Origin of the sequence: Streptomyces sp. NPDC048419 (genome assembly GCF_043200415.1) — a bacterium.
Classification (GTDB): domain Bacteria; phylum Actinomycetota; class Actinomycetes; order Streptomycetales; family Streptomycetaceae; genus Streptomyces.
Window position 1 is genome coordinate 114,617 of sequence record NZ_JBICXT010000004.1, and the last position, 24,537, is coordinate 139,153.

At 71.1% G+C, this 24,537-nt stretch carries 21 protein-coding genes and 3 pseudogenes; 6 read left to right on the forward strand and 18 right to left on the reverse strand.

Features of this window, described 5'->3' with window-relative positions:
* Positions 1–26: 26 nt before the first annotated feature.
* The 7 genes from ACGFYN_RS10780 to ACGFYN_RS10810 all read right to left on the reverse strand — a co-directional run bounded on the left by ACGFYN_RS10780 (position 27) and on the right by ACGFYN_RS10810 (position 6,385).
* Entirely contained in the window at positions 27–1,391 is a 1,365-nt protein-coding gene (locus tag ACGFYN_RS10780) for an RICIN domain-containing protein (protein ID WP_393865438.1), read from the reverse strand.
* Between the two features lie 64 nt (positions 1,392–1,455).
* Entirely contained in the window at positions 1,456–2,166 is a 711-nt protein-coding gene (locus tag ACGFYN_RS10785) for a chitinase (RefSeq protein WP_393865439.1), read from the reverse strand.
* Positions 2,167–2,348: 182 nt separating this feature from the next.
* Positions 2,349–2,990, reverse strand: coding sequence for an SRPBCC family protein (locus ACGFYN_RS10790; RefSeq protein WP_393865440.1), 642 nt, complete (start codon positions 2,988–2,990; stop codon positions 2,349–2,351).
* The gene (locus tag ACGFYN_RS10795; protein ID WP_393865441.1) at positions 2,987–3,349 is read right to left on the reverse strand and encodes an ArsR/SmtB family transcription factor; all 363 of its coding nucleotides are present in this window, start codon (positions 3,347–3,349) and stop codon (positions 2,987–2,989) included. The genes ACGFYN_RS10790 and ACGFYN_RS10795 overlap by 4 nt, the downstream gene beginning before the upstream one ends.
* A gap of 67 nt (positions 3,350–3,416) precedes the next feature.
* Positions 3,417–4,739, reverse strand: a complete 1,323-nt coding sequence (locus ACGFYN_RS10800) for an aldehyde dehydrogenase family protein (RefSeq protein WP_393865442.1) — start codon at positions 4,737–4,739, stop codon at positions 3,417–3,419.
* Between the two features lie 99 nt (positions 4,740–4,838).
* Positions 4,839–6,035: an RNA polymerase sigma factor gene (locus tag ACGFYN_RS10805; RefSeq protein ID WP_393865443.1), complete on the reverse strand. Its 1,197-nt coding sequence runs from the start codon at positions 6,033–6,035 to the stop codon at positions 4,839–4,841.
* Complete coding sequence (locus ACGFYN_RS10810) at positions 6,035–6,385, reverse strand: YciI family protein (RefSeq protein WP_393865444.1); 351 nt, start codon at positions 6,383–6,385, stop codon at positions 6,035–6,037. The genes ACGFYN_RS10805 and ACGFYN_RS10810 overlap by 1 nt, the downstream gene beginning before the upstream one ends.
* 121 nt (positions 6,386–6,506) lie before the next feature.
* Here ACGFYN_RS10810 and ACGFYN_RS10815 point away from each other — a divergent pair, with 121 nt between their 5' ends.
* Positions 6,507–7,553 carry an acyl-CoA dehydrogenase family protein gene (locus ACGFYN_RS10815; protein ID WP_393865445.1) on the forward strand — a complete coding sequence of 349 codons (1,047 nt, stop codon included), beginning with the start codon at positions 6,507–6,509 and terminating at the stop codon, positions 7,551–7,553.
* 67 nt (positions 7,554–7,620) lie between these two features.
* Positions 7,621–7,977 (forward strand): nuclear transport factor 2 family protein, encoded by a 357-nt coding sequence (locus tag ACGFYN_RS10820; RefSeq protein ID WP_393865446.1) that lies wholly within the window; start codon positions 7,621–7,623, stop codon positions 7,975–7,977.
* Between the two features lie 7 nt (positions 7,978–7,984).
* Here the strand turns inward: ACGFYN_RS10820 and ACGFYN_RS10825 are convergent, their stop codons facing one another.
* From ACGFYN_RS10825 to ACGFYN_RS10855, 7 genes and pseudogenes are all read right to left on the reverse strand, one after another.
* Entirely contained in the window at positions 7,985–9,130 is a 1,146-nt protein-coding gene (locus tag ACGFYN_RS10825) for an LLM class flavin-dependent oxidoreductase (protein WP_393865447.1), read from the reverse strand.
* 25 nt (positions 9,131–9,155) lie between these two features.
* Positions 9,156–10,340, reverse strand: coding sequence for an SfnB family sulfur acquisition oxidoreductase (locus ACGFYN_RS10830; protein WP_393865448.1), 1,185 nt, complete (start codon positions 10,338–10,340; stop codon positions 9,156–9,158).
* A 5-nt stretch (positions 10,341–10,345) separates the two neighbouring features.
* Positions 10,346–10,900 (reverse strand): NADPH-dependent FMN reductase, encoded by a 555-nt coding sequence (ssuE, locus tag ACGFYN_RS10835; RefSeq protein ID WP_393865449.1) that lies wholly within the window; start codon positions 10,898–10,900, stop codon positions 10,346–10,348.
* A gap of 178 nt (positions 10,901–11,078) precedes the next feature.
* Positions 11,079–12,200: a dimethylsulfone monooxygenase SfnG gene (sfnG, locus tag ACGFYN_RS10840; RefSeq protein ID WP_393865450.1), complete on the reverse strand. Its 1,122-nt coding sequence runs from the start codon at positions 12,198–12,200 to the stop codon at positions 11,079–11,081.
* A 135-nt stretch (positions 12,201–12,335) separates the two neighbouring features.
* Positions 12,336–12,419: a putative leader peptide gene (locus tag ACGFYN_RS10845; protein ID WP_393865807.1), complete on the reverse strand. Its 84-nt coding sequence runs from the start codon at positions 12,417–12,419 to the stop codon at positions 12,336–12,338.
* 358 nt (positions 12,420–12,777) lie between these two features.
* Positions 12,778–13,241 (reverse strand): annotated as a pseudogene (locus tag ACGFYN_RS10850) (MMPL family transporter); the annotation flags it as partial.
* Positions 13,124–13,600, reverse strand: coding sequence for a MarR family winged helix-turn-helix transcriptional regulator (locus ACGFYN_RS10855; protein WP_393865808.1), 477 nt, complete (start codon positions 13,598–13,600; stop codon positions 13,124–13,126). The pseudogene ACGFYN_RS10850 and the gene ACGFYN_RS10855, both read right to left, overlap by 118 nt.
* 195 nt (positions 13,601–13,795) lie before the next feature.
* Between ACGFYN_RS10855 and ACGFYN_RS10860 the strand changes: the two genes are divergently transcribed.
* Positions 13,796–15,325: an SDR family oxidoreductase gene (locus tag ACGFYN_RS10860; RefSeq protein WP_393865451.1), complete on the forward strand. Its 1,530-nt coding sequence runs from the start codon at positions 13,796–13,798 to the stop codon at positions 15,323–15,325.
* A gap of 75 nt (positions 15,326–15,400) precedes the next feature.
* Complete coding sequence (locus tag ACGFYN_RS10865; protein ID WP_393865452.1) at positions 15,401–16,774, forward strand: cryptochrome/photolyase family protein; 1,374 nt, start codon at positions 15,401–15,403, stop codon at positions 16,772–16,774.
* 305 nt (positions 16,775–17,079) lie between these two features.
* Here the strand turns inward: ACGFYN_RS10865 and ACGFYN_RS10870 are convergent.
* From ACGFYN_RS10870 to ACGFYN_RS10885, 4 genes and pseudogenes are all read right to left on the reverse strand, one after another.
* Positions 17,080–17,364 (reverse strand): annotated as a pseudogene (locus ACGFYN_RS10870) (FAD-dependent oxidoreductase); the annotation flags it as partial.
* 19 nt (positions 17,365–17,383) lie between these two features.
* Positions 17,384–18,151, reverse strand: coding sequence for an ArsR/SmtB family transcription factor (locus ACGFYN_RS10875; RefSeq protein WP_393865453.1), 768 nt, complete (start codon positions 18,149–18,151; stop codon positions 17,384–17,386).
* A gap of 152 nt (positions 18,152–18,303) precedes the next feature.
* Positions 18,304–18,794: pseudogene (locus tag ACGFYN_RS10880) on the reverse strand (GNAT family N-acetyltransferase).
* Positions 18,795–18,937: 143 nt separating this feature from the next.
* Complete coding sequence (locus ACGFYN_RS10885) at positions 18,938–20,392, reverse strand: APC family permease (RefSeq protein WP_393865454.1); 1,455 nt, start codon at positions 20,390–20,392, stop codon at positions 18,938–18,940.
* Between the two features lie 125 nt (positions 20,393–20,517).
* Here ACGFYN_RS10885 and ACGFYN_RS10890 point away from each other — a divergent pair, with 125 nt between their 5' ends.
* Both ACGFYN_RS10890 and ACGFYN_RS10895 read left to right on the forward strand, forming a co-directional pair.
* Positions 20,518–21,702, forward strand: coding sequence for an ROK family protein (locus ACGFYN_RS10890; protein WP_393865455.1), 1,185 nt, complete (start codon positions 20,518–20,520; stop codon positions 21,700–21,702).
* A 106-nt stretch (positions 21,703–21,808) separates the two neighbouring features.
* Positions 21,809–24,514: an exo-beta-D-glucosaminidase gene (locus tag ACGFYN_RS10895; protein ID WP_393865456.1), complete on the forward strand. Its 2,706-nt coding sequence runs from the start codon at positions 21,809–21,811 to the stop codon at positions 24,512–24,514.
* The last annotated feature ends 23 nt before the right edge of the window (positions 24,515–24,537 follow it).

A 24,537-nucleotide genomic window follows, 5' to 3' on the forward strand; every position in this document is an offset into this window, starting at 1 on the left:
CGGGCCGGCCTCCGCCGTACGCACTTTTACGGATAGGTGTACGTGTTCAGGCTGTTCACGGCGGAGGCCGGGTCGCCGAGGTCGTAGCGGTCCACGGCGAGGAAGTTGGGCTTCTTGCGGGCGGCCGGCTGGCAGAACCGCCGGGCCCGGTCGGCGAGTTTGGTGTTGTCGGTCTGCGCCGTGCCGGGGATGGTGACGTCGCGGAAGTGGTTCATGACGAACAGCGGGCGGAAGCCGGATTCGGTGCGGGTGAGCGGGATGTCGGTGTTCGCGTCGTACCAGCGGCTGTAGCAGGACCAGTCGGAGGAGCCGATGCCCGAGCCCATGGACCAGTAGTTCTCCACGGTCCACTCGCGCTGGTACATGACGCCGAAGCTGTCCCGGGTCAGTCCCGCCGACTCGTCCGCGGAACGGCTGTGGTCGGTGAAGATCAGCAGGCGCTGGTTCGCCGCGATCAGGTCGGCCAGCTTCGGCCAGCCGTTCTGCCGTACGCCGGTCCGGTCGGGCCGGTAGAGGACGTCCGACAGGCCGCTCACGCGGGCGAGTTCGGACCGCAGGACGCCCGGGTCGACGTAGTCCTCGAGGAAGACGGTGACGAACTGGTCGGGGTGCGCCTTGAGGAAGTCGACCATGCGCTGGAGGTCGACCCACAGTGCCACCGGCCTGCTGACCAGCGTGCAGCTGTCGTGGCAGAGGATCGCGCCGTCCGGCGTCTGGTGGAGGTCCAGCATGAACCCCCGTACCCCGTCGGCGAGTTGCTGGTCGATGCCGCGCGTCTGGTTGGGGACGAGGTTGACGAACGGCGGGGCGAAGCCGCCGTCGACCCCGTTGGCGTAGGCGTTGTGCGCGGTGAGGAAGGTGACCTGGTCCAGGGTGCGCCGGTCCTGGGAGGGCATGGGGTTCGTCGTCGGGGTGACCGGCGTGAGGTACCAGGCGGCGAGCTCGCTCGATGCGCCCACCGTGAGCTGGGCGGGGTAGTTGGCGCCGGCCGACTTGTCGGCCACGGTCAGATAGCGCTCGGCGCCGGGGACCTTCAGCGTGTACCGGTCCGCGCCGGACGGGCTGATCTCCCACGTGGCGTCCGGGCCGGCGCAGTTGACGGTGCGGGCCTGGTCGCCGGAGCGGCCGAGACAGCTGCCCGTCGCGTCGGTGCTCTCAAGGACGTACGAGGAGCCGCTCGCCGTGAGTCTCCACTGCTGGTGGTCCTCGTCGCCCTCGGGTCTGTGCTGCTCGACGGCGCCCGCGTTGTCCGCCGCGTCGAGTCCGGTCGTGGCGCTCTGGAGGTAGTAGGCGCCCGGCGCCGGGACGGCCGCGGTCGCGTCGGCCGGGGGTATGACGACCGCGGCGGCGAGCGCCGCGGTCGTGGCGAGCAGGACGTGGGGGGTGCGCATGGTGATGCCCTTCCGAGTGCGTCGGAATGATCAGGTGCATGACACCATGACGCAGAAAGCGGCGTCAGCAGTAGAGGTTGTCGCCCGGAGAGACTCCCAGGACCCCGGCGAACCGCTGGTAGGCGTCCACCCGGCTCTGCACCTGCGCCGGGTTCTTGCCGTCACACTCCAGCGAGCCGTTGATGCTCCGGATCGTCTGCCCGAAGCCGGCGCTGTTGACCATGGCGTTGTGCGGAGTCATCGTGCCGGGGCCGGACTGGGTGTTCCAGTACCACAGGCCCGTCTTCCAGGCCACGGACGCGTTGTTCTCCACCTGGTAGGGGTTGTTGAGCAGGTCGATGCCCAACGCGTCGCCCGCCGCCTTGTAGTTGAAGTTCCACGACAGCTGGATCGGGCCCCGGCCGTAGTAGGCGGCCTGTCCCGCCGGGCAGCCGTAGGGCTGGCTCGCGTCGCAGTAGTGCGGGTAGTTGGAGGTGTTCTGCTCGACGACGTACACCAGGCCGCCGGTCTCGTGGTTGACGTTGGCGAGGAAGGCGGCTGCCTCCTGCTTCTTCACCGTGTCGCTCCCGGTGTTGGCGAAACCCGGGTACGCGCTCAGCGCGTCGGTCAGACCGCTGTAGGTGTAGAAGGAATTCCTGTTCGGGAACATCTGGTTGAACTGCGATTCGCTCACGACGAAGCCGGCGGCGGAGGCCGTGGGGGCCGGCTGGAGCGCCAGGACGGCGCCACCGAGGGCGAGCGTGGACAGGACTGCGGTGATACGACGCCTCAACACGGATCAACTCCTTTACGGAGCACGGCCGCACCCGGCAAGGGGTACGGCCGTGGTGGGGGGTGTGAAGCCACACTCAACCGTGTTGGTCTGTACCAGTCAAGGGTGTAGACCAGTCAATCACTGTTCCCGATCCGAAATGTGCACAGAGGCGCTCAAGTTCTGCTCGAAACGGCTCTGTTGTGTCATTCGGCGTCGCCGGACGCCGTGTAGGCGGCGATGGTCCGGTCGGCCGACTCGCGCGCCGTCTTCTCGTCCTCGCCGCCCGCGACGTTCGCCGCGTACCAGGCCTCGCTGCTGTCCGTCATGAACCGGCGGCCCTCGTCCGAGCCCACCCAGGCCATGAACTTCTTCGGGTCGACGGTGGCGCCGCCGCTCCCGAGGTGCAGGGACAGGCCCCTGATCATCAGGTCCCAGCCGACACCGACCGCGCCCGGGCCGAACTCCGCCCATTTGGTGTCGTCGACGTGGGCGATGTGGTCCAGCTCGAAGAGCGTGCCGCCCTCGTCGGCGGACAGCCGGAGCTCGATCCAGCTGACCTCGCCGCCGTACTCCCAGGTCGCGGTGAAGCCCCTGGGCGGCTCGCAGCGCTCGACGACACCCCCGGCGTTGCCCTCCAGCTGGTAGCGCCCGCCCAGCCGCAGCTCCCCCGACACCGGCAGCAGCCAGCGCGGGATGCGCTCGGGGTTGGTGCAGGCGTCCCACACGTCGTCGAGCGCGGCGTCGTAGGACCTGCTCACGGTCACGACGCGCGCCTCGCCCGCCTTGAAGGCGCGCCTGCCGACCTGCCGGCGTACGTCGTTGATGTCATGGGTCACGTCGGTCATGGGGTTCTCCTCGGGGGGTCGTCGGCGCCGCCGAGCCGGCGCGCCCGTTTGCCGCGGGCCAACTCGGTGGCCAGCGCGTCCAGATGCGGGGTCCAGAACTGGCGGAAGCGGTCGAGCCAGGCGTCTATGTCCCGCAGCGGATCGGCGTCGACCGCGTAGAGCCGCCGGGTTCCTTCGGGGCGTACGGTCGCGAATCCGTTCTCCCGCAGCACTTTGAGGTGCTGCGACACCCCGGGCTGCGAGATCCCGAACTCCTCGCCTATGACCTCGCAGACCGCACCGGAGGTCATCTCCCCGTCGGCCAGCAGCTCCAGGATCCGCCGGCGTACCGGATCACCGAGCACATCGAAAGCGTGCATGCGCCCAATGTATCAGCTCTCACTTATATAAGCCGCGACCGGTGATGCGATCGCGGAGGAGGCGGCTTCAGTGCAGCGGCTTCTCCAGCACCGCCTTGCGGTGGCTGAACGTCTCGATCGAGTAGCGGCCGTGGTAGCTGCCCATGCCGCTCTCCCCCACACCGCCGAACGGCAGGTCGGAGACGGTGAGATGGGCCAGCGGAAGGCCGTGGCCGAGGCCGCCCGAGGAGGTCTCGGCGGCGATCCGGGCGCGCGTCTCGGCGGACTCGGCGAAGACGTAAAGGGCGAGGGGCTTGTCGCGCTCGCCGATGAACTCGATCGCGGCGTCCAGGTCCGGCACGGTGATGATCGGCAGGATCGGACCGAAGATCTCCTCCCGCATGACGGGCGACCCGGGGTCGACGTCCGCGAGGACGGTCGGCGCGATGTACTTCGCCGTACGGTCGCTTCCGCCGCCGACGACGACGCGGCCCGAGCCGAGCAGGCCGGAGAGCCGGTCGAAGTGCCGCTCGTTGATGATCCGCCCGTACTCGCCGGAGGCCGACGGGTCGGTGCCGAACAGGGCCTCGACGGCGCGCGCGAGCGCGGGTTCGAGGGCGGCGGCCGTCTCCGGGTCGGTCAGGACGTAGTCGGGTGCGACACAGGTCTGGCCGGCGTTGAGGAACTTGCCGCGGGCCAGCCGGTCGGCGACGACGTCCAGGTCGGTGCCGCGGTCGACGAACGCCGGTGACTTGCCGCCGAGTTCGAGGGTCACCGGGGTGAGGTGCTCGGCGGCGGCGCGCATGACGATACGGCCGACGGCGCCGTTGCCGGTGTAGAAGATGTGGTCGAACCGCTCGGCCAGCAGGGCCGTGGTCTCCGGGATGCCGCCCTCGACGACGGCGACCGCGTCGGTGTCCAGGTACACCGGCAGCAGACGGGCGAGCGCGGCGGAGGTGGCGGGGGCCAGCTCGCTGGGCTTGGCGACGACCGCGTTGCCCGCGGCGAGCGCGCCGACCAGCGGGGCGAGCAGCAGCTGCGCCGGGTAGTTCCAGGGCGCGATGACGAGGACGACGCCGAGTGGGTCGTACTGGGTCCAGGCGGTGGCGTCGGCGCCGAGGTGCGCCGGTACGGGCGCGGCTTCGGGGCGCAGCCATGCGGCGAGGTGGTCGAGGGTGTGGTCGATCTCGCGGACCGTGAAGTCGATCTCGGTGCGGCGGGCCTCGGTGGCGCTCTTGCCCAGGTCGGCGTGGAGCGCCGCGGCCAACTCGGGGCCGTTCTCCGTGAGCATCTCGCGCAGTCGGCGCAGCTGGCCGGTGCGCCAGGCGACGGGCTTGGTGCGGCCGGTGCGGAAGGTGGCGCGCAGCCGTGCCACGACGTCGGCGGGCTGCTCGGGGGTGGGCTGGTTCACGGTGCCTCACGTTGGGGTCGAAGGGCTGGAATCGCTGTCAGGTGTATTTGCCAACCTTTCATACACCAAAATAAATTCCCGGCGCCCTCCACCCCGGCGTCATCGGCGGACGAGTTCCCGCTTCCGGCGTTCCAGGTAGCCGCGCTCCGCCGCGCTGTCGCTGTGCGCGATGGCCTCCTCGTACGCCTGTACCGCCTCGGTGCCGCGGCCAAGGCGGCGCAGCAGGTCCGCGCGGACGGCGTGGAAGACGTGGTAGCCGCCGAGGTCCAGCGCGTCGACGAGGGCCAGAGCCGCCCGGGGCCCCTCGGTCTCGGCCACGGCGACAGCCCGGTTCAGCGCCACGACCGGGCTCGGGGCGAGGGCCGTGAGCTGGTCGTACAGCTGCCGGATCTGAGCCCATTCGGTGGCGGCGGCGGTGGGCGAGTCGCTGTGGACGGCCTGGATGGCGGCCTGGATCTGGTAGGGGCCGGGCTGGTTGCGGCGCAGGCAGCGGCGGACCAGCGCCTGGCCCTCGGCGATCAGTTCGCCGTCCCAGCGGGCGCGGTCCTGTTCGGGCAGCGGCACCAGTGCGCCGTGCTCGTCCTCGCGGGCGTCCCTGCGCGAGTCGACGAGGAGCATGAGGGCGAGCAGTCCGACGGCCTCGGGTTCGTCCGGCATCAGTTCTGCGAGCAGGCGGCCGAGCCGTACGGCTTCCGCGCTCAGCTCGGGGGTGTCGGCGTACCCCTGGTTGAAGATCAGGTAGACGACCGCCAGGACGCCTCTCAGCCGGTCCGGGAGGTCGGCGTCGCGGGGCACGCGGTACGGGATCCGGGCGTCGCGGATCTTCGCCTTGGCGCGGACGATGCGCTGGGCCATCGTCGGCTCGGGCACCAGGAACGCGCGAGCGATCTGCGGGGTGGTGAGTCCGCCGAGCAGGCGCAGGGTGAGAGCGACCTGCGCCTGGGGGGCGAGCGCCGGGTGGCAGCAGGTGAAGATCAGGCGGAGCCGGTCGTCGCGCACGGGGCCCTCCTCGGCCGGTGCGTCGGGGCTGTGCAGCAGGGCGGCCTCGGCGTGCCGGGCCTCGCGGGAGGACTCGCGTCGCAGCCGGTCGATCGCACGGTTGCGGGCGGTGGTGATGATCCAGCCCGCCGGGCTCGGCGGCACACCGTTCTCCGGCCAGGTCCCGAGGGCCGTGGTGAAGGCGTCCTGCACCGCCTCCTCGGCGAGGTCGATGTCGCCGAGGAAGCGGACGAGCACCGAGACCGCGCGCCCGTACTCGGCGCGGAAGACGGCCTCGACGTCGGGGGCGCCTGGCATCAGTGCTGGTCCACGAAGGGCCGCACCTCGATGGGCAGAGTGGTGGCCCGCACGGCCTTCCTGCCCCACTCCAGCGCCGCGTCCAGGTCGGGGGCCTCGATCAGGCAGAGCCCGCCGAGGTACTCCTTGCCCTCGGCGTACGGCCCGTCGGTGATGAGCACGTCCGCTCCCGAGGGGCGCAGCATGGTCGCCGTCTCCGGGCCGTGCAGCCCGCCGGCGAACACCCAGACGCCGGCGTCGCGCAGTTCCTGGTTGAAGGCCTCCACGTTGCGCATGATCTCGCCGAGCTCCGCCTCGGCCGGGGGCTGTCCGTCGGCCGGCGTGACCACGCTGAGCAGGTAGTGCGTCATGACGTCCTCCAAGGTGTCTTGCTGTTGTCTCACCTCCTACACGAACGGCGCACCCCCCGATCGACAGCGCGCACGACCGGATCGGAGGAATCTTTCCCGTGGCATCGGGAGAATCTCTTCCATGACCGCCGCACCGCACCCGCTCGTCTCCGCCGCCCGCGCCCTCGCCGACGACCTCCTCGCTCCGCACGCGGCGCGTGTCGACCAGGAGGGCGTACCCACGAGCCACATCGAGGCGGTCAGGCGCTCGGGGCTGCTGGGGGTGGGCGCGCCCCGGCAGTACGGCGGCGCTGCCGCACCCGACGCGGTGGCGCGTGAGGTCGCCGAGATCCTGGCCGGGGCGTGCTGTTCGACATGGTTCGTGCAGACCCAGCACCACACGCCGGTGAAGCTGCTCGCTCAGGCCGAACTTCCCGTGCGCGAGCGGCTGTTGCGTCCGCTGGCCACGGGTGGGCTGATGGCCGGGATCGCGTTCGCGCACGTCCGCGCCTTCCCCCGGGTGCCGGTGCGGGCGAGCGCCGAGCGGGGCGGCTGGCGGTTCGACGGGACGGTGCCCTGGTACACGGGCTGGGGTCTGAACGACGTGCTGCTGCTGGCCGGCGTGACGGAGGCCGACGAGGTGGTGTTCGCCTTCGCCGAGGCCCGCGAGCAGACCGGCCTGCGGCCCTCGCCGCCGATGCGGCTGGCGGCGCTGACCGCCGCCCGCACGGTCTCGCTGGAGCTGGACGGTCTGTGGCTGCCGGACGAGTCTGTGGTGCTGCGCACCCCGCAGGACAAGTTCGCCCTCGTCGACCGCCCCCGCAACACCAACGCCTCCCCGGCCGTCTTCGGAGTGGCGGAGGCCGCGCTCCGCCTGCTGGACGACGCCGGGGAGGCGAAGACCGCAGGCGCGCTGCGCGACCGCCTCGACGAGGTCCGCCGGCAGTCCTACGCACTCGCCGGTCACCCCGTCCCGCACGAGCGCGTCGGGGAACGGCTGGCCCTCAAGAACCGGGCCTACGACCTCATGCGCGCCGCCACGACCGCGGCGATCGTGAGCGGGGGCGGCCGCGCCATGGGTCTCGACGGCACCGCGCAGCGACTGGCCCGGGAGGGGATGTTCCTGCTGGTGCAGGGCCAGACGCCGGAGGTGCGCGACGCGCATCTCGCCGCGCTCGCGCACATCTGATGCGAGGGACGTCCGCTGCGGCCTACGGTGGCGAAACAGGGCCAGTCGTCCGAACGAGGGAGCCCGAATGACCGACAGCCCGGCAGAGACCGCCGGCCCGGCAGAGATCGTCGAAGCGGCGTTCCGGCACTACCGGTCCCAGGACCGTGCCGCGGCCTTCCCGCTCTACGCCGACGACTTCACCTTCACCAGCCCGCGGGACGACCACATCGACAAGGCGGCCTTCTTCGAGCGGTGCTTCCCCACCGCGGACCGGTTCAGGGAACAACGGCTGCTGCACGTCGTCCCGGCCGACGATGAGCTCGTACTCGTGCACTACGAGTACGAGCTCACCACGGGCGACCGGTACCGCAACGTCGAGGCGATCACCGTGCGGGACGGCCGCATCCATGAGGTGCAGGTCTTCTTCGGCGGCACGGTGTGACGCCGGGCTAGCTCGCGAACGGCACCTGCAAGGACGGCACCGCCGCCTCGCCGTACGGATGCCGCCACAGCCCCTGTGCGGCGAGCCGGGGCAGGACGCCCTCGCCGAACCAGTACGCCTCCTCCAGGTGCGGGTAGCCGGAGAGTACGAACTCGTCGATGCCCAGGGCGTGGTACTCCTTGATCCGTTCCGCGACCTCGTCGTGGCTGCCGACCAGGGCGGTGCCCGCCCCGCCGCGCACCAGGCCGATGCCGGCCCAGAGGTTGGGGTGGATCTCGAGGCCGTCCCCCTTGCCGCCGCCGTGCAGGGCGAGCATCCGCTGCTGCCCCGCGGATTCACTGCGGGCGAGGCAGGCCTGCACGGACCGCACGGTCTGCGGGTCGAACCCGTCGAGCAGCCGGTTCGCCTCCGCCCATGCCTGTGCGGACGTGTCGCGGGTGATGACGTGCAGCCGGATGCCGAAGCGCAGGGTGCGGCCTTCCTTCGCCGCCAGGCCCCGAATCCAGGCGATCTTCTCGGCGACCTGTGCGGGCGGCTCGCCCCAGGTGAGGTAGGCGTCGACGTGCCGGGCGGCGATCTCTCCGGCGACGGGCGAGGATCCGCCGAAGTACACGTCGGGCACCGGATCGGGCACCCGGGCGAGCTTCGCGTCCTCGACGTGCAGGTGCTCGCCGTGCAGATCGACGGTCCTGCCCTCCCACAACTCCCTGACGATCTGCAGGAATTCGCCGGTACGCCGGTACCGGGCGTCCTTGTCGAGGAAGTCGCCGTAGGCCCGCTGCTCGTGGCTCTCACCGCCGGTGACCACGTTGAGCAGCAGCCGTCCGCCGCTCTGGCGCTGGAAGGTGGCGGCCATCTGGGCGGCCAGCGTGGGCGAGACGAAACCGGGCCGGAAGGCGACCAGGAACTTCAGGCGTTCCGTGTTCTGGCTGACCATGGCGGTGGTCAGCCATGCGTCCTCGCACCAGGCGCCGGTCGGGGTGAGCGCACCCACGAAGCCCAGGTCCTCGGCGGCGCGGGCGATCTGGCTCAGGTAGGCGACCGTCGGCGGCCGGTCCCGTCCGGAGGCCGTGGCGGGGGTGCCGTGACCGCCGCCGACGACGTGCCGGCTGTCGCCGTTGGTGGGCAGGAACCAGTGGAAGGTGAGGGACACGTGGGGTCTCCGATCAGGCGTGTTTCTAGAGGAGGCCGTGGCGGGGCGGCCGGGTGCCGTTCAGGACGTACCGGCCGATGTGCTGGAGCTTCCAGCGGGGCGGGTCGTGCAGGGTGTGGGTGCGTGCGTCGCGCCAATGCCGGTGCAGATTGAGGGAGTCGAGCGCCGAGCGGGTGCCGGACACCTCGAACAGGCCGCTCGCCACGTCGACCGCCGCCTGCGCGGCGTGCACCTTCGCCGCGGCGACCGCGATGGACGCCTCGGCCGCCCTTTCGTCGGTGAGGTCGGCGCCCGCCGTGTCGACGGCACGGGCCGCCTCGCGCAGCAGCGCCTCCGACGCCTTGGTCTGCAGGGCGAGTTCACCGATGCGCTGGATCAGCAGCGGGTCCTCGGCGGCCGTCCCGGCGCCGCTCTCGAACCAGGGGCGGCTCTTCGTGCGGACGAATGCCACCGCTTCGGCGAGCGCTCCCGCGGCGATGCCCGTGTCGATGGCGGCGTGCAGCAACTGGGCCACGGCGCCGTGCAGTTGCGGGCCCTCGAAGGTGAGGTGGTGCGGCAGGACGCGGTCGCTCGGCACCGGGACGCCGGCGAGCCGGACGGTGCCGCTTGCCGTGGTCCGCTGGCCCAGACCGTCCCAGTCGTCGATCACCTCGAGGCCGGGGGCGTCCGCGGGAACGTAGGCGACGTGGAGTTTGTCGTCCTCGGCGCGGGCCAGTACGGGGATCCAGTCGGCGAAGAGGGCGCCGGTGGAGTAGTGCTTGACGCCGCTGAGGACGTAGGAACCGTCCGGGCGGGGTTCCAGGCGGGTGCGGATGTCCTGGACGTGTCGGGTGCCCGCCTCGGACTGGGCGTTGCCGAGGCGGCGGCCCGCGAGCAGTTCGGCGAAGAAGAACTTCCTCTGCTCCTCGCTGCCTTGACGGCGGATGACGTTGACGTACACGAAGTGGCTCTGCGGGATCTGGGCGAGGCTGGCGTCGGCGGTGGCGAGCAGGCGGAAGATCTCGGCGAGGGTCGACGCGGTGACGTCCGCGCCGCCGTGCTCGGCGGAGACGGTGACCGCGAGCAGCCCGGAGGCCGACAACCGGTCCAACTCCTCGCGCGGGAGCCTGCGTTCGGCGTCCCGACCGGATGCACCCGCGCGGAAGTCGTCGGCCAGTGCGGCCGCGACGGCGAGGGCTTCGGCGTCGTCCGCGATGATGTGGGCGGACACGGCGCTCAGCTCGCGGCGGCCAGCAGCGGGGTGCGGGCCAGGGCCGCCGAGAACTGGTCCACCACCTGGCCGAGGGCCTCGGTGGCGGCCGGCGCGACGGTCAGGGAGCCGTCCTCGTGCACGGTGATGTCCTTGTCGAGGGTGAACCAGCCCTGCACGATGTGGCCCGCCCCCATGGAGCTGAGGCCCGGACGCAGTGCGTAGTCGATGGCCAGAACGTGGGCGGTGGAGCCGCCGGTGGCGAGCGGCAGCACGGTCTTGCCGGTCAGGGCGTACTGCGGGAGCAGGTCGAGCAGCGCCTTCAGGACTCCGGAGTACGAGGCCTTGTAGACGGGTGTGCCTACGACCACTCCGTCGGCCTGTGCGAAGAGTTCGGTGGCCGCGGCTATGGCGGGGTGCTGGAAGTCGGCGCCGAGCAGGGCTTCTGCGGGGATGGTGCGCACGTCGAGCGGGATCACCTCGTGGCCCTGGGCGACCAGTCGCTGGTCGAGGTGGCGCAGCAGGCGGTTGGTGCGGGAGGAGACGGAGGGGCTGCCGGAGACGGACAGGACGGTGGGCATGGGTCCTCTTTCTGGAAACGGTCGCAGGGAGCGAGCACGACCGCTGGAAGCAAGCACGGCCGCCGGGAGGGCAGACGGTGCCGCTGGAAGCGATCAAGGGTGGCGGTCGCTGGAGGCGACAGCTGGCACTCGCGGGACGCGGTCGTGGAGCGTGACGCGGTGGGCGGTGAGCGGTCGGTCAGGCGTGCGCCGGCACGGACTCCGGTCGGGCGGCGGGGAGTCGGGCCTCCAGTTCGCGCACCAGCGGCAGCACGCGCCGCCCGAAGTACTCGACCTCCTCGTGGTAGTGCAGGAAGCCGAGGAGGAAGAGATCGACGCCGAGCTGCTTGTAGGCGACGATGCGCTCCGCGATCTGCTCGGGGGTGCCGATGAGCCCCGTACGGAAACCGTCGTTGTACTGGACGAGGTCCTCGAAGGAGGAGTCCTGCCACATGCCCTTCTTGTCGGCGGTGGACTGCCCGGCCTGCCGCACCGCCGCGCCGAAGCCCTCGACGGCCTCGGCGTCGGCCCTGGCGACGATCTCGCGCAGCGTCTCGCGGGCCTCGGCCTCGGTGTCGCGGGCGATGAGGAAGCCGTTGAGGCCGAACTTCGGTGCGCTGCGGCCGGCTTGGGCGGCCGAGGCCCGTACGTCCTCGATCTGCTCGACGACTCCGCCGAAGTCCTTGCCGTTGGAGAAGTACCAGTCGGAGACCCGGCCGGCCATCGCGCGGGCGGCCGTGGAGTTGCCGCCCTGGAAGATCTCCGGGTGCGGGCGTTCGGGCGTGTTCAGCGGCTTGGGCTTGAGGGTGAAGTCACGCAACCGGTAGAAGTCCCCGGCGAGTTGGGTGTGGTCCTCGGTCCAGATCTGGCGCAGGGCACGGATGAACTCCTCGGAGCGGCGGTAGCGCTCGTCGTGTTCCAGCCAGGGCTCGCCGAGCGCGGTGAACTCGCCCTTGAACCAGCCGGAGACGACGTTGACCGCGAAGCGGCCGCCCGAGAGGTGGTCGGCGGTGGCGCCGAGTTTGGCGAGGACACCCGGGTGCCAGAGCCCCGGGTGGACGGCGGCGATGACCTTCAGGCGCTGGGTGGCGAGGAGGAGGGCGAGGCTGAAGCTGGTGGACTCGTGCTGGTACTCGGCGCCGTAGCTCGCCATGTAGCGGACCTGGCTGAGCGCGTAGTCGAAGCCGTTGTTCTCCGCCAGGACGGCGAGTTCGCGGTTGTAGTCGTAGCCCCAGTCGGTGCGCTGCTCGATGGCGCTGGTGACGAGTCCTCCGCTGACGTTGGGGACCCAGTAGGCGAATTTGGCGGGCTCTTGGGGCATGCGGAACTCCTGTTGCGGAATTTCGGGCACGCCGAATTCGAAGGGGCGCGGCAGCGCGGTGAATTCAGGCGGCGAGAGAAGAAACGCGGCACCAGAGGTGCGGCGTGCCAGGGATACGGCGGATCCGGGTGCGGATCAGGCCGCTCGGCAACAGGAGGCGCTGGAGACACGCGCGAGGTCGACGTGGCGTCGCCGCGTGAGGTCCAGTCGCATGGTCATGCACTCGATCGTGGCAGGCGGTGCCGAGCACCGTCAAGGAATTACCGACCGGTCTCGTATCGCGGAACACAGGATTTCACGAGCGGGCAACACGGCAGCCCTTGACCGCTCGAACCCCTCGAACTGCTCGAACCGCTCGTGGAATCAACCGCGTTCTCAGTCGTCCTCGGCCGTCGATACCACCACGAGGAACGCGTCCGACTTCAAATCCATGACAACGGTCGCGGACTGGCCCTCGGCGCGGCGCCTCGCGGCGTACTCCTCCGCCGGCCACGATCCGCGAGGAGCTCCGGCAGGGAACCGCTCCAACACCTTCGCGCCCATAGCGGCCGACACCTCCAGTTTCGTTCCTCGTGCTTCACCCGGCTGCTTTCCCACAGTTCGCCTGCCCGCGATCTGCGCCACCATGTGCGCCGACGCGAACGGGCCTGCGCCACAGCCGTCCGGGCCACCACGCCACCTCTCCCAGGTCCCGCACGAGAGCCGGACCAGCAGCGAACGCACCACCAGGGTGTCGAGGAGTACGCCGAAGGCGACGATGAAGGCGATCTGGGCCAGGAAGGCGGGCGGGATCACGCCGAGGGCGGCGAAGGTCGCGGCGAGCACCACGCCGGCCGAGGTGATCACCCCGCCGGTGCCGCCCGGGCCGCGCAGGACGCCTTGGCGCACCCCGTGCCGCAGGGACTCCTCCCGTACCCGGGACATCAGGAAGATGTTGTGGTCGACGCCCAGCGCCACCAGGAAGGCGAAGCCGTACAGCGGTACCGAGGGAGCGCTGCCGGTGAAACCGAGGACGTGCTGGAAGACCAGGGACGAAACACCGCCAGGAAGCGCAGCACGACCGACAGCTCCTCCTCGGTGAACTGCGCGCAGGCCGCGTCCGCCGCCTTCGCGAGCGGGCGGAAGTACGTGCGGGCCGCCGCCCTTGCGTCGGCCGCGTAGTACAGGTGCACCACCCTGCGATCGGCGTTCTCGCGGACCCGGCGGATGTGTCCGGCGCGCTCCAGCCGGTCGACGCAGGCGGTGACGGCGCCCGAGGTCAGCCCCAGATGCTCGCGCAGCCGCTTCGGGGTCATCGGCTGCTCGGCGTCCAGGATCGCCGCCAGGACCTGGACGTCCGTGGCGTGCAGCCCCTGATCACCGGCGAAACCGTGGACCAGTCGGTTGATCTCGCCGTTCATACGGCGCAGCCGCACGGCGAGGGAGTGCAGGTCGGCTCCCTCAGGGGGTACACGGTCAGGTCCCGAGGGGGCGGCTGCGGGCTGCTCCCGGTCGTCTGCCGTGGCACGCGATCACCCTATGGAGCCGCCGCATCCGATGCGGCGGCGTCCACGGAAGTGATCACAGGAGCACATCGACACGAAGGACCCGAGCTGATGAACGCTGACGACGACGGACCGGGCCTGCGCTGCCTGGTGACCGGGGCGACGGGATACATCGGCGGCAGGCTGGTGCCGGAGCTCCTCGACGCAGGACACCGCGTACGCTGCCTCGCCCGCTCACCCGGCAAGCTGCGCGACCATCCCTGGTCCGGGCACGCCGAGGTGGTGAAGGGCGACGTCACGGACGCCGGCTCGGTCGCCGAGGCGATGCGCGGCATCGACGTCGCCTACTACCTGGTGCACGCGCTGGGCACGGGCGACGACTTCGAGGAGACCGACCGCAGGGCGGCGCGGATCTTCGGCGAGGCGGCCCGGGCCGCCGGGGTGCGGCGCATCGTCTACCTCGGCGGCCTGACCCCCTCGGGCGTGCCGGAGCGGGAACTGTCGCCGCACCTGCGCTCACGCTCCGAGGTGGGCCGGATCCTGCTGGACTCGGGCGTGCCCACCACCGTGCTGCGCGCCGCGGTGGTCATCGGTTCGGGCTCGGCGTCCTTCGAGATGCTGCGCTATCTCACCGAACGCCTGCCCGTGATGGTCACCCCCAGCTGGGTGCGCACCCGTCTTCAGCCAGTGGCGGTGCGGGACGTACTGCGCTATCTCGTCGGCAGCGCCGAGATGCCGGCGGACGTCAGCCGCGCCTTCGACGTCGGCGGTCCCGACGTGCTGACGTACCGGGACATGATGCTGCGCTACGCGGCGGCCGCGGGCCTGCCCCGGCGGCTCATCGTCCCGGTGCCCGTGCTGACCCCGAGCCTGTCCAGTCACTGGGTCGGGCTGGTCACCCCGGTCCCCGCGTCCATCGCGCGGCCGCTGGCGGAGTCCCTGCGTCACGAGGTCGTCTGCAACGAGCACGACATCGCGCGGTACGTGCCCGACGCGGACCGCCGGCCGATCGCCTTCGACGAGGCGCTGCGGCTGGCCCTGCAGCGCATCCGCGACGCGAACGTCACCACCCGCTGGTCGTCCGCCTCGGTGCCCGGCGCGCCCAGCGATCCGCTGCCCACCGACCCCGACTGGGCCGGCGGCAGCCTCTACACCGACGAGCGGGAGCTGCCGGTCGACGCCTCGCGCGGGGCGCTGTGGCGGGTGATCGAGGGGATCGGCGGGGAGAACGGCTGGTACTCCTTTCCGCTGGCCTGGGCGGTGCGGGGCCGGCTGGACCGGCTGGTGGGCGGCGTGGGACTGCGCCGCGGCCGGCGGGACGCCGCGCATCTGCGGGCCGGCGACTCGCTCGACTTCTGGCGGGTCGAGGAGATCGAGCCCGGCAGGCTGCTGCGGCTGCGGGCCGAGATGCGGCTGCCGGGCCTCGCCTGGCTGGAGATGTACGCGGAGGACGACTACAGCGGCCGTACCCGCTACCGCCAGCGGGCCCTGTTCCACCCGCACGGGCTGCTGGGCCACGCCTACTGGTGGAGCGTCTCGCTCTTCCACGCCGTCGTGTTCGGCGGCATGGCCCGCAACATCGCGCTCGCCGCGATCCGGAATCCGGCCACGCCGGAAAGGCGGCACGCGGCCGGCGGCTGACCGCCGCATCCGCGGCGTACGCCGGACCGGAAGCACCTCAAGGCCGCCCCTCACCCGCTCCCCCGGAGAATCACCATGAAAGTCTCGGTCGTCCTGTTCACCGCCGACCTGCGTCTGCACGACCATCCCCCGCTGCTGGCCGCGAACGAGGCTGACGAGGTGGTGCCCTTGTTCGTGCGCGACCAGGGCGTCGCGGACGCCGGGTTCGCCGCGCCCAACCGCCTTGCCTTCCTCGCCGATTGCCTGCACGACCTCGACGGCGGGCTGCGCGAGCGGGGCGGCCGGCTGATCGTGCGCTCCGGCGACGTGGTCGACGAGGTGTGCAAGGTGGTCGCCGAGACGGATGCCGACGAGGTGCACATGGCGTCCGACGTCAGCGCCTACGCGCATCGGCGTGAGCAACGGCTGCGCCGGGCCCTGGAGTCGGAGGGACGGCGCCTCCACGTCCACGACACGGTGACCACGGCCGTGGCGCCCGGCGAGGTCACCCCTGCCTCCTCGGACCACTTCGCGGTCTTCACCCCCTACTTCCGGCAGTGGTCCAAGGTGCATCTGCGCGACACGCTCACCGCGCCGCGCACGCTGCACGTCCCCGAGGGTGCCGGCTCGGAGGAACTCCCTTCCCGCTCCGGCATGTCGGGGCTCTCCGAGGGCCTGGCGGCCGGCGGCGAGGCCGAGGGCCGTAAGCGTCTGTCCTCCTGGCTGCGGAGCGGGATCGTCGCGTACGAGGACCGTCACGACGACCTGGCCGGCGACGCCACCTCGCGCTTCTCGCCGCATCTGCACTTCGGCACGCTCTCCCCCGTCGAACTCGTCCACCGGGCGCGCGACGCGGGTGGTCCCGGTGCCGAGGCGTTCGTACGGCAGGTCGCCTGGCGCGACTTCCACCGCCAGGTCCTCGCCGCCCGGCCCGCGGCCTCGTCCTCCGACTACCGCACCCAGCACGACCGTTGGCGCTCCGGGCGCGAGGCCCACGAGGACGTCGAGGCATGGAAGGAGGGCCGCACCGGCTACCCCGTCGTCGACGCGGCGATGCGCCAGCTGAGCCACGAGGGCTGGATGCACAACCGGGGCCGCCTGCTGACCGCGAGCTTCCTGACCAAGACCCTGTACGTCGACTGGCGTGTGGGCGCCCGCCACTTCCTGGAGCTCCTGGTCGACGGCGACGTCGCCAACAACCAGATGAACTGGCAGTGGATGGCGGGCACCGGAACCGACAGCCGTCCCAACCGGGTCCTCAACCCCGTGACCCAGGCCAGGCGTTACGACCCGGACGGCGCGTACGTCCGCCGCTGGGTGCCCGAACTCGCCGGGATCGACGGCCCGTCGGTCCACGAGCCGTGGAAGCTGCAAGGGCTGGACCGCGCGGGACTCGGCGACTACCCCGACCCGGTCATCGAACTCTCCGAGGGCCTCGCCCGGTTCAAGCACGCCCGCGGCCGGGACTGAGGAGCCCCCACCTGGCCACCCCCCACTGGCTGTTCGGCGACCAGCTCGGCCCACACTTCCTGGCACCGGGCGACGGCGGTCCCGGCCGCGGCACACCGGTCGTGATGATCGAGGGCCGGTGTGTCTCTTGACGCCTGCGCTTCCACGCTGGCTACCGGTCCTTCCCGCACCGCGACCGCAGCCGCCTGGAGGGCAACCCCCGCATGACCCGGGCGGTCCGCGGCCTGGACCGTCTCACCGACGTCGACGAACTGCTCCGCGATGAGAAGGAGCGGCGCGACGGCCCGCCGCGCCCTGCCGGCCGGCTAGCGCCGCAGGTCCCGCAGCACCTCGCGCGCGGCCCGCGCCCCGGAGGCCAGCGCCCCCTGGACCGAGCCGGTGGCGCGGTGGTCGCCGCACACGTATCGGCCCGGGGTCACGCGGGTGGTGCGGGTGAGCATCTGTGGAGGCGGCATGGCGGGCAGTGCCTCCGGGATCGTACGGGTGGTCAGGAGGTCCCAGCCCGCCGTGTCGGTGTCGTACACCTCCGCCATCGCCTCGCGGACGGCCGCCTCCTGCTCCTCGGCGCCGGTGCCGAGGACCGAGGTCGCCGGGCGGGGTCCCGCCTGCTCAGCGGCCGGGCACCGACCATGGCTCCTGGGGCAGCGGGCTGCCGGTCTCCAGGAGCGACTTGAGGTTCGACAGGACCGCCGGCCAGCCGCCGGAGACGTCGGAGAGCTCGCCCTCGTCCTTGAGGTCCTCGTGGGTCACGGTGAGGCGGACGATGTCCTCGTGGGGCCGGATGTCGAAGGTGACGCGGGAGTACCGGTCCTCCTTCCCCTCGTCCTCCGGCGCGGCCCAGGTGGTGACGAGCCGGGTCGGGCGCTCGCTCTCGACGACCTTGCCGACCACGTCGGCGATGCCGGAGCCGTCCGTGCGGACGTGCTCCCAGCGGGACCCCGGCCGCCAGTCCGAGACGTTGCTGTGGCCCCAGTAGGCGGCGGTCAGGTCGGCGTCGGTGAGGGCGTCCCAGACCTTCTCGGGTGTGCTGTGGATGTAGGTGACGTAGACGAATGCGGGCTTGTCGGCCATGGCTTCCTCTGCTTGTCGTTTCACGGCGCTCAGCGCGCTCAGGCGCGGTCGCTCGAACTTGTCGATCCACCGCTCCTGCATCTCGTGGAGCGGGACCGGATTGAGGTAGTGCAGCTTCTCCCGCCCCCGCCGCACCGTGCTGACCAGGTTGGCGGCCTCCAGGACGGCGAGGTGCTGGGTCACGGACTGACGGGTCATGTCGATGCGTTCGCACAGCTCGCCCAAGGTCTGGCCGTTGCTCTCGTGCAGTCGGTCCAGCAGCCGTCTGCGCGTGTCGTCGGCCAGCGCCTTGAAGACCGTGTCCATCTCCGAGTCATTCTCTGATCGCACACTCAAAGTTATGCAGGCAATTACTTGCATGTCAAGGGACGACAGCTCCTGACCGACACGCCGGACAGCTCGGCTCCGTCGAGCGCGCCGCGACGGGCTGACTCCCGTACGGAAGCGACGGCGCGTGCTCAGCTCACGAACGAGATCCACGCGTCCGGCGGCAGGTCGGGCCGGTCCGGTACCGGCCGGGCCTCCTCCGACCAGGCATGCGGGGCGAGTTGGGCGGCGGCGTGGCGCCAGAAGCGCACGGCGGGCTCGTTGTCGTACTGGAAGGCGACCTCCCACGGACCGGGATGCCGGAGCACGACATTGCGCACCGCGCCGACGCCGATGCCCTCGCGACGTGCGCCGCGTACCACGAAGAAGCTGTTCAGTCCCGTGTCGGCCCGTGGAGACCGCGGACGAAGGCGAAGCCGACGGGCCGGTCCGCGCGGAGGAAGAGGTACGGCGCCCAACCGGGCTCCGTGAACGCCGAGTCGACCCGCTCGCTGCGGAACGTCCCGTCGGGGCCCGGCAGTACGCCTGCGAAACCGGAGAGATCGTGGCGGAACATCAGCCACAACCGCTCGACGGTGGGCCGGTCCTGGACGGTCGCGGGACGGACGGACTGGTCGGACATGGGGCTCCCCTGCGAGTGAATCGATCGGTTCCCGGCCGGCCCCCGGGCATGAGAGGAGCCCCTCCGGGCGGACGCGAGTCCGGCCGGAGAGGCTTCACGGATGACGGAACCCTGGCGCAGGTACGGCAGTTACGGCGGGTGGATCACGCCTCCGCAGGTGACGCGTCCGGCTCCGCCGGCACCAGATACTCCTCCGTGATCTCCTTCGGGCCGAACGGCCACACCTTCTCGAAGCGCGCCCAGAGCACGAAGGCCACGCAGCCCAGGGCCAGCCAGGCCAGCGACCACTCGATGGGATGGCGGCCCGGCGAATTCTTGTCCGCGTAGCCGTAGATCACGCACCAGCCGACGAAGGCGATGATGCTCGGTATCGGGTAGAGCCACATCTTGTACGGCCGCCGCAGCGTCGGCTGCCGCCTGCGCAGCACCGTCAGCGCGATGATCTGGGCCAGCGCCTGGACGATCACCATCACCGTCGTCAGCAGCTGGATGAGCGTCGCGAGGTCCGTGTGCCGGCCGATCAGGAAGCCCGCGGCCGTGATCACGCCCATGGTCGCGAGACCCAGCATCGGGAAGCGGTGCCGTGGATGCAGCTTGGCGTAGGGCCGGAAGAAGACCCGTTCCCGCGCCGCGTCGTAGGGCACGCGCGAACCGCCAAGCAGTCCGGTGAAGACCGAGGCGAACGCGGTGATCAGGATGAGGACGGTGACCGTGTCGGCGGCGCCCTTGCCCCAGGTCTCCTCCAGCACGGCGGAGGCCACCGACGTGGACGCGATGTCCTTCGCGTCGGTCATACGGTGCCAGTCGATCACGCCGAGCGTGCCGATCTGGAGCAGCAGGTAGATCGCCATGATGCCGAGGATGGAGAAGATGATCGACCGCGGCAGCACGCGGCCGGGGTCCTTGATCTCGGCGCCCATGTAGGCCGTCGTGTTGTAGCCGAGGTAGTCGTAGATGCCGATGGTCAGGCCGCCCGCGAAGCCGATCCAGAAGTGGTTGCTGCCCAGGTCGAAGGCGTGCGCGGGGTAGGTGAAGGCGAGGTGGGAGCTGAAGTCCGAGGCCGCGGCGATGATGACCAGCAGCACGGACGTGATCATGACCGCCCACAGCACGGCGGTGAGCCGGGCGATGTGCTCGATCCCCCGCCACAGCATGAGGATGACCAGCGCGATCATGCCGAGACCGATCAGGTCGCCGGAGGTCTGGCCCAGGTCGGGGGCGAGATAGCCGAGGTACTGGACGAAGCCCACCACGCCGGTCGACATGATCAGCGGGATGAACAGCATCGCCGTCCAGACGAACAGGAACGGCATCAGCCGGCCGGTGCGGTACTGGAAGGCCTGGCGCAGATAGACGTAACTGCCGCCGGAGCCGGGCATCGCCGCGCCCAGCTCGGCCCACACGAGTCCGTCGGCGAGAGCGAGGATCGCGCCGGCGACGAACCCGATCACCGCCTGCGGACCGCCGAACGCGGCCACCATCAGCGGGATCGTGACGAACGGGCCGATGCCGCACATCTGGCTCATGTTGATGGTGGTGGCCTGGAAGAGGCCGACGCGACGGACGAAGCCACCGTTGGGTGGCGGGCTACCGGACATGAGGTCTCCTGAGGCACCGGGCGCTGGGCTGCCGAAGGCTCGCCCGGCAAGGCTGTTGGCCGATAAAGTTAAGGAGCCTTACTAGACACGTCAAGAGGTCCCCGCCGATACGTGAGAATGGTGCGATGCCCGCCAGTGACGCAGTGGACCAGCAGGAACGGCCCTGGAACCGCCGACGGCTGCGCAGCACCAACGAGCGTCTGCTGCTCGACCGGCTGCGCACCGGCGGTGCGGCGTCGCGCGCCCAACTGGCCCGCGAGACCGGCCTGTCCAAGCCGACGGTCTCCAGCGCGCTCGCAGCCCTGGAGGCCGCGGGCCTGGTCCACGAGGTCGGCACGCTCGCGCCCGAGCGCGGCCGCACGGCGGTCCTGTACGCGCCGGACCCGGCGGCCGGACACGTCCTCGGCATCGACGTGGGCCGCAGCTGGCTGCGGGTGGCCGTCGCCGACCTGGACGGCGCCGTGGTCGCCCGCTCCGACGTGCGCAACCGGGCCCGCAGTTCGGCCGCGATGGCGGAGCTGGTGGTGGCCACGTCACGCCAGGTGGTCGCCGGCTCCGGTGTCGCCCCGGACGAGGTGGTGCACGCCGTGGTGGGCACGCCGGGCGTCTACGACGACAAGCAGCGCCGGGTGCGCTACGCGATGCATCTGCCGGGCTGGGGGCGGGCCGGGCTGTTCGACCGCATGCGCGAGGAGCTGGGCGTTCCGCTGGAGGTGCACAACGACGCCAATCTGGCGGCGCTCGGCGAGTACACCTACGGCATCGGCGCGGGCAGCCGGCTGTTCGCGTACATCCTGATCGGTACCGGTCTCGGCATGGGCGTGGTCAGCGAGGGGCGGGTGTTCACCGGCGCGCACGGGCTGGCCGGCGAGATCGGGTTCCTGCCGTGGCCGGGCCGGCAGAAGCCGGACCGGCTGGAGGACGCCGTGTCGGGGGTGGCCGTGGTGGAGGCGGCGCGCCGGTTCGGCATGAACGGACAGCTCACCGCGAAGGCCGTGTTCGACGCGGCCCGGCAGGGCAATGACGCCGCGGTCAAGGCGGTGCAGCTGGAGGGCGAGCGCATCGCGCACACCGTGGCGGCCGCCGCGGCCGTGCTCGACCCCGATCTCGTGGTGCTCGGCGGCGGGGTGGGCCACAGCGTGGATCTGCTGCTGCACCCGGTGCGCGAGAACCTGCGGGCGCTCACTCCCCTGCGGACCAAAGTGGTGCCCAGCCGGCTCGGCGAGGACGCGGTGCTGCTGGGCGCCGTGGCCACGGCGCTCGGGACCGCGCGGGACGTGGTGTTCGAGCGCCGGCCGGCCCCGTCCTGATCAATTCCCGCACGGGGCGCGGTGATTGACACCGCTCACGCGGGCGCCCTAGCGTGAACCCACCATTAGTAAAGTTTCCTAACTTTACGAAGGGGTTGGAGACTCCGTGAACGGACACCGTCTCGCCACGGCCGCCGCGCTCCTGGGACTGCTCGGTGCGCTGACGACCAGCGCCTGGGCCGACCCGCACGGCCGCCGGCCTCCCGCGCCGCCGGGCCGGCACACCACGGTCTCCTCCGTGCCGGGCAGCACGACCGCCCTGACCGGCTACGCCGTCCAGTCGACCGCCAAGGTCTCCGACCCGGCGGCCGACGTCTCCTCCCCCGGCTACCCGGCGACCGGCTGGTACCCGGCGGGCCCCCGCTCCACCGTCCTCGCGGCGCTGCTGGCGAACGGCGTGTACGCCGACCCCTTCCACTCGACCGACCAGCAGAAGATCCCCAAGGCCGACTTCCAGGTCCCCTGGTGGTACCGCTCCGACTTCACGGTCACCGACACCTCCGAGCGCACCTACCTCGACTTCAGCGGGGTGATCTCGGCGGCCGACGTCTACGTCGACGGCAAGCAGGTCGCCACCACGAAGGACATCACCGGCGCCTACACCCACCACGAGCTGGACGTGACCTCGCTGGTCCGCCCGGGCACGAACACGGTCGCCTTCCGTATCCGGCCCAACGACCCGGACAAGAACCTCACCATGGGCTGGATCGACTGGCTCCAGCCGCCGCCCGACGAGAACATGGGCATCGTCCGGGACGTCCTCGTCCGCCGCGGCGGCCCGGTCGCCCTTCGCGACGCGCACGTCGTGACCGAGCTGGACGTGCCCTCGCTCGCCTCGGCCGACCTGACGGTGAAGGCCGAGGCCCGCAACGACTCCGGTGCCCCGGCGACCACCGTCGTCTCGGGCAGCATCGGACCGACGACGTTCGAGAAGTCGGTCACGCTCGCCGCGCACGAGACCAAGGCCGTCACCTTCACCCCGTCCGACGTCTCCGGCCTCCATCTGGCCTCGCCGAAGGTCTGGTGGCCGGCCGGCATGGGCGGGCAGCCCCTCTACGACCTGAACCTGACCGCGTCCGTCTCCGGCATCGTGTCGGACACGGCGCACGAGAGCTTCGGCGTACGCGACGTGCGGGCGCCGCTGAACTCCGACGGTGCCCGGCAGTACCGCATCAACGGCCGCAAGCTGCTGATCAAGGGCGGCGGCTGGTCGCCGGACGAGTTCCTGCGCTGGGACAGGACGTATGTCGAGGACCGCCTGAAGTACGCCCTCGACCTCGGCCTGAACACCATCCGCCTGGAAGGGCATCTGGAACCGGACGAGTTCTTCGACCTGGCCGACCGCTACGGCATCCTCACGCTGCCCGGCTGGGAGTGCTGCGACAAGTGGGAGGGGCAGGTCAACGGCGGTGAGTCCGGCGACAAGTGGACGGACGCCGACTACCCGGTCGCGAAGGCGTCGATGGCTGCCGAGGCGGCCCGGCTGCGGGACCACCCGAGCGTGATCTCCTTCCTCATCGGCAGCGACTTCGCACCCGACGCGACCATCGAGAAGAACTACCTCGACGCCTTGAAGGCCGCCGACTGGCCGACCCCGGTCGTGGCCGCCGCGTCCGACAACTCCTCGCCGCAGTCCGGCAGTTCGGGCATGAAGATGACCGGTCCGTACGACTGGATCCCACCGGGCTACTGGTACTTCAAGCGCGAGGGCGGCGCCACGGGCTTCAACTCCGAGACCAGCGCGGGCCCCGACGTCCCCACCCTCGACACCCTGCGCCGCATGATGAGCCCGGCGGAACTCGACACCCTCTGGAAGGACCCGAACGCCAAGCAGTACCACCGCTCGCCGTCGTCGACCTTCGGCACGCTCAAGCTCTACGACGACGCCCTCACCGGCCGCTACGGCGCCCCGACCAGCCTGGCCGACTACGTGCGCAAGGCGCAGCTGGCCCAGTACGAGAACGTCCGCGCCCAGTTCGAGGCGTACGGGCGCAACGCCACCGACGCCTCGAAGCCCTCGACCGGGGTCGTCTACTGGATGTTCAACAGTGGCTGGACCTCGCTGCACTGGCAGCTGATGGACCGCTATCTCGACCAGGGCGGCGCCTACTTCGGGGCGAAGAAGGCCAACGAGCCGCTGCATGTGCAGTACTCGTACGACGACCGCTCCGTTGTCGTGACCGACAACCGGCACGAGCCCGCCTCCGGACTCACCGCCCGGGCCACGGTGTTCACCCCCGACGGCACCCAGAAGTACGACAGGACCGTGACGGGTGTGAGCGTGCGGGGCGACGGCGCGCACACCACCGCGCTGACGCTGCCCGCCTCGATCAGCGGCCTCCCGGCGACCTATCTGGTGCGCCTGACGCTGACGGACGCCGCCGGCAAGGAGATCGACCGGAACGTCTACTGGCTCTCCACGAAACCGGACACCCTCGACTGGGCGCACACCGACTGGTACTACACGCCGACGACGAGCTACGCCGATCTGAAGGGGCTGAGTTCCATGGCGCAGGTGCCGGTCTCGGCGACGGCGTCGACGTCGACGGTGGGCGATACGGCGACCACGACCGTGACGCTCCGCAACACCGGGAGCGGGAAGACTCCTTCGCTGCTCACGGACGTCCATCTCGTGGACACCCAGGGCCGGCCCGTGCTTCCGGTGCGCTGGTCGGACGACGAGGTGAGCCTGTGGCCGGGCGAGTCGGTGACGCTGACGGGCACCTACCGGACGGCGGACCTGCACGGCTCGGCGCCGCGGGTGCGGGTGTCCGGCTGGAACACGGCCGCGCGGACGGTGCCGGGGGAATGAGCCTGTGGGGCCCGGCGCGAACC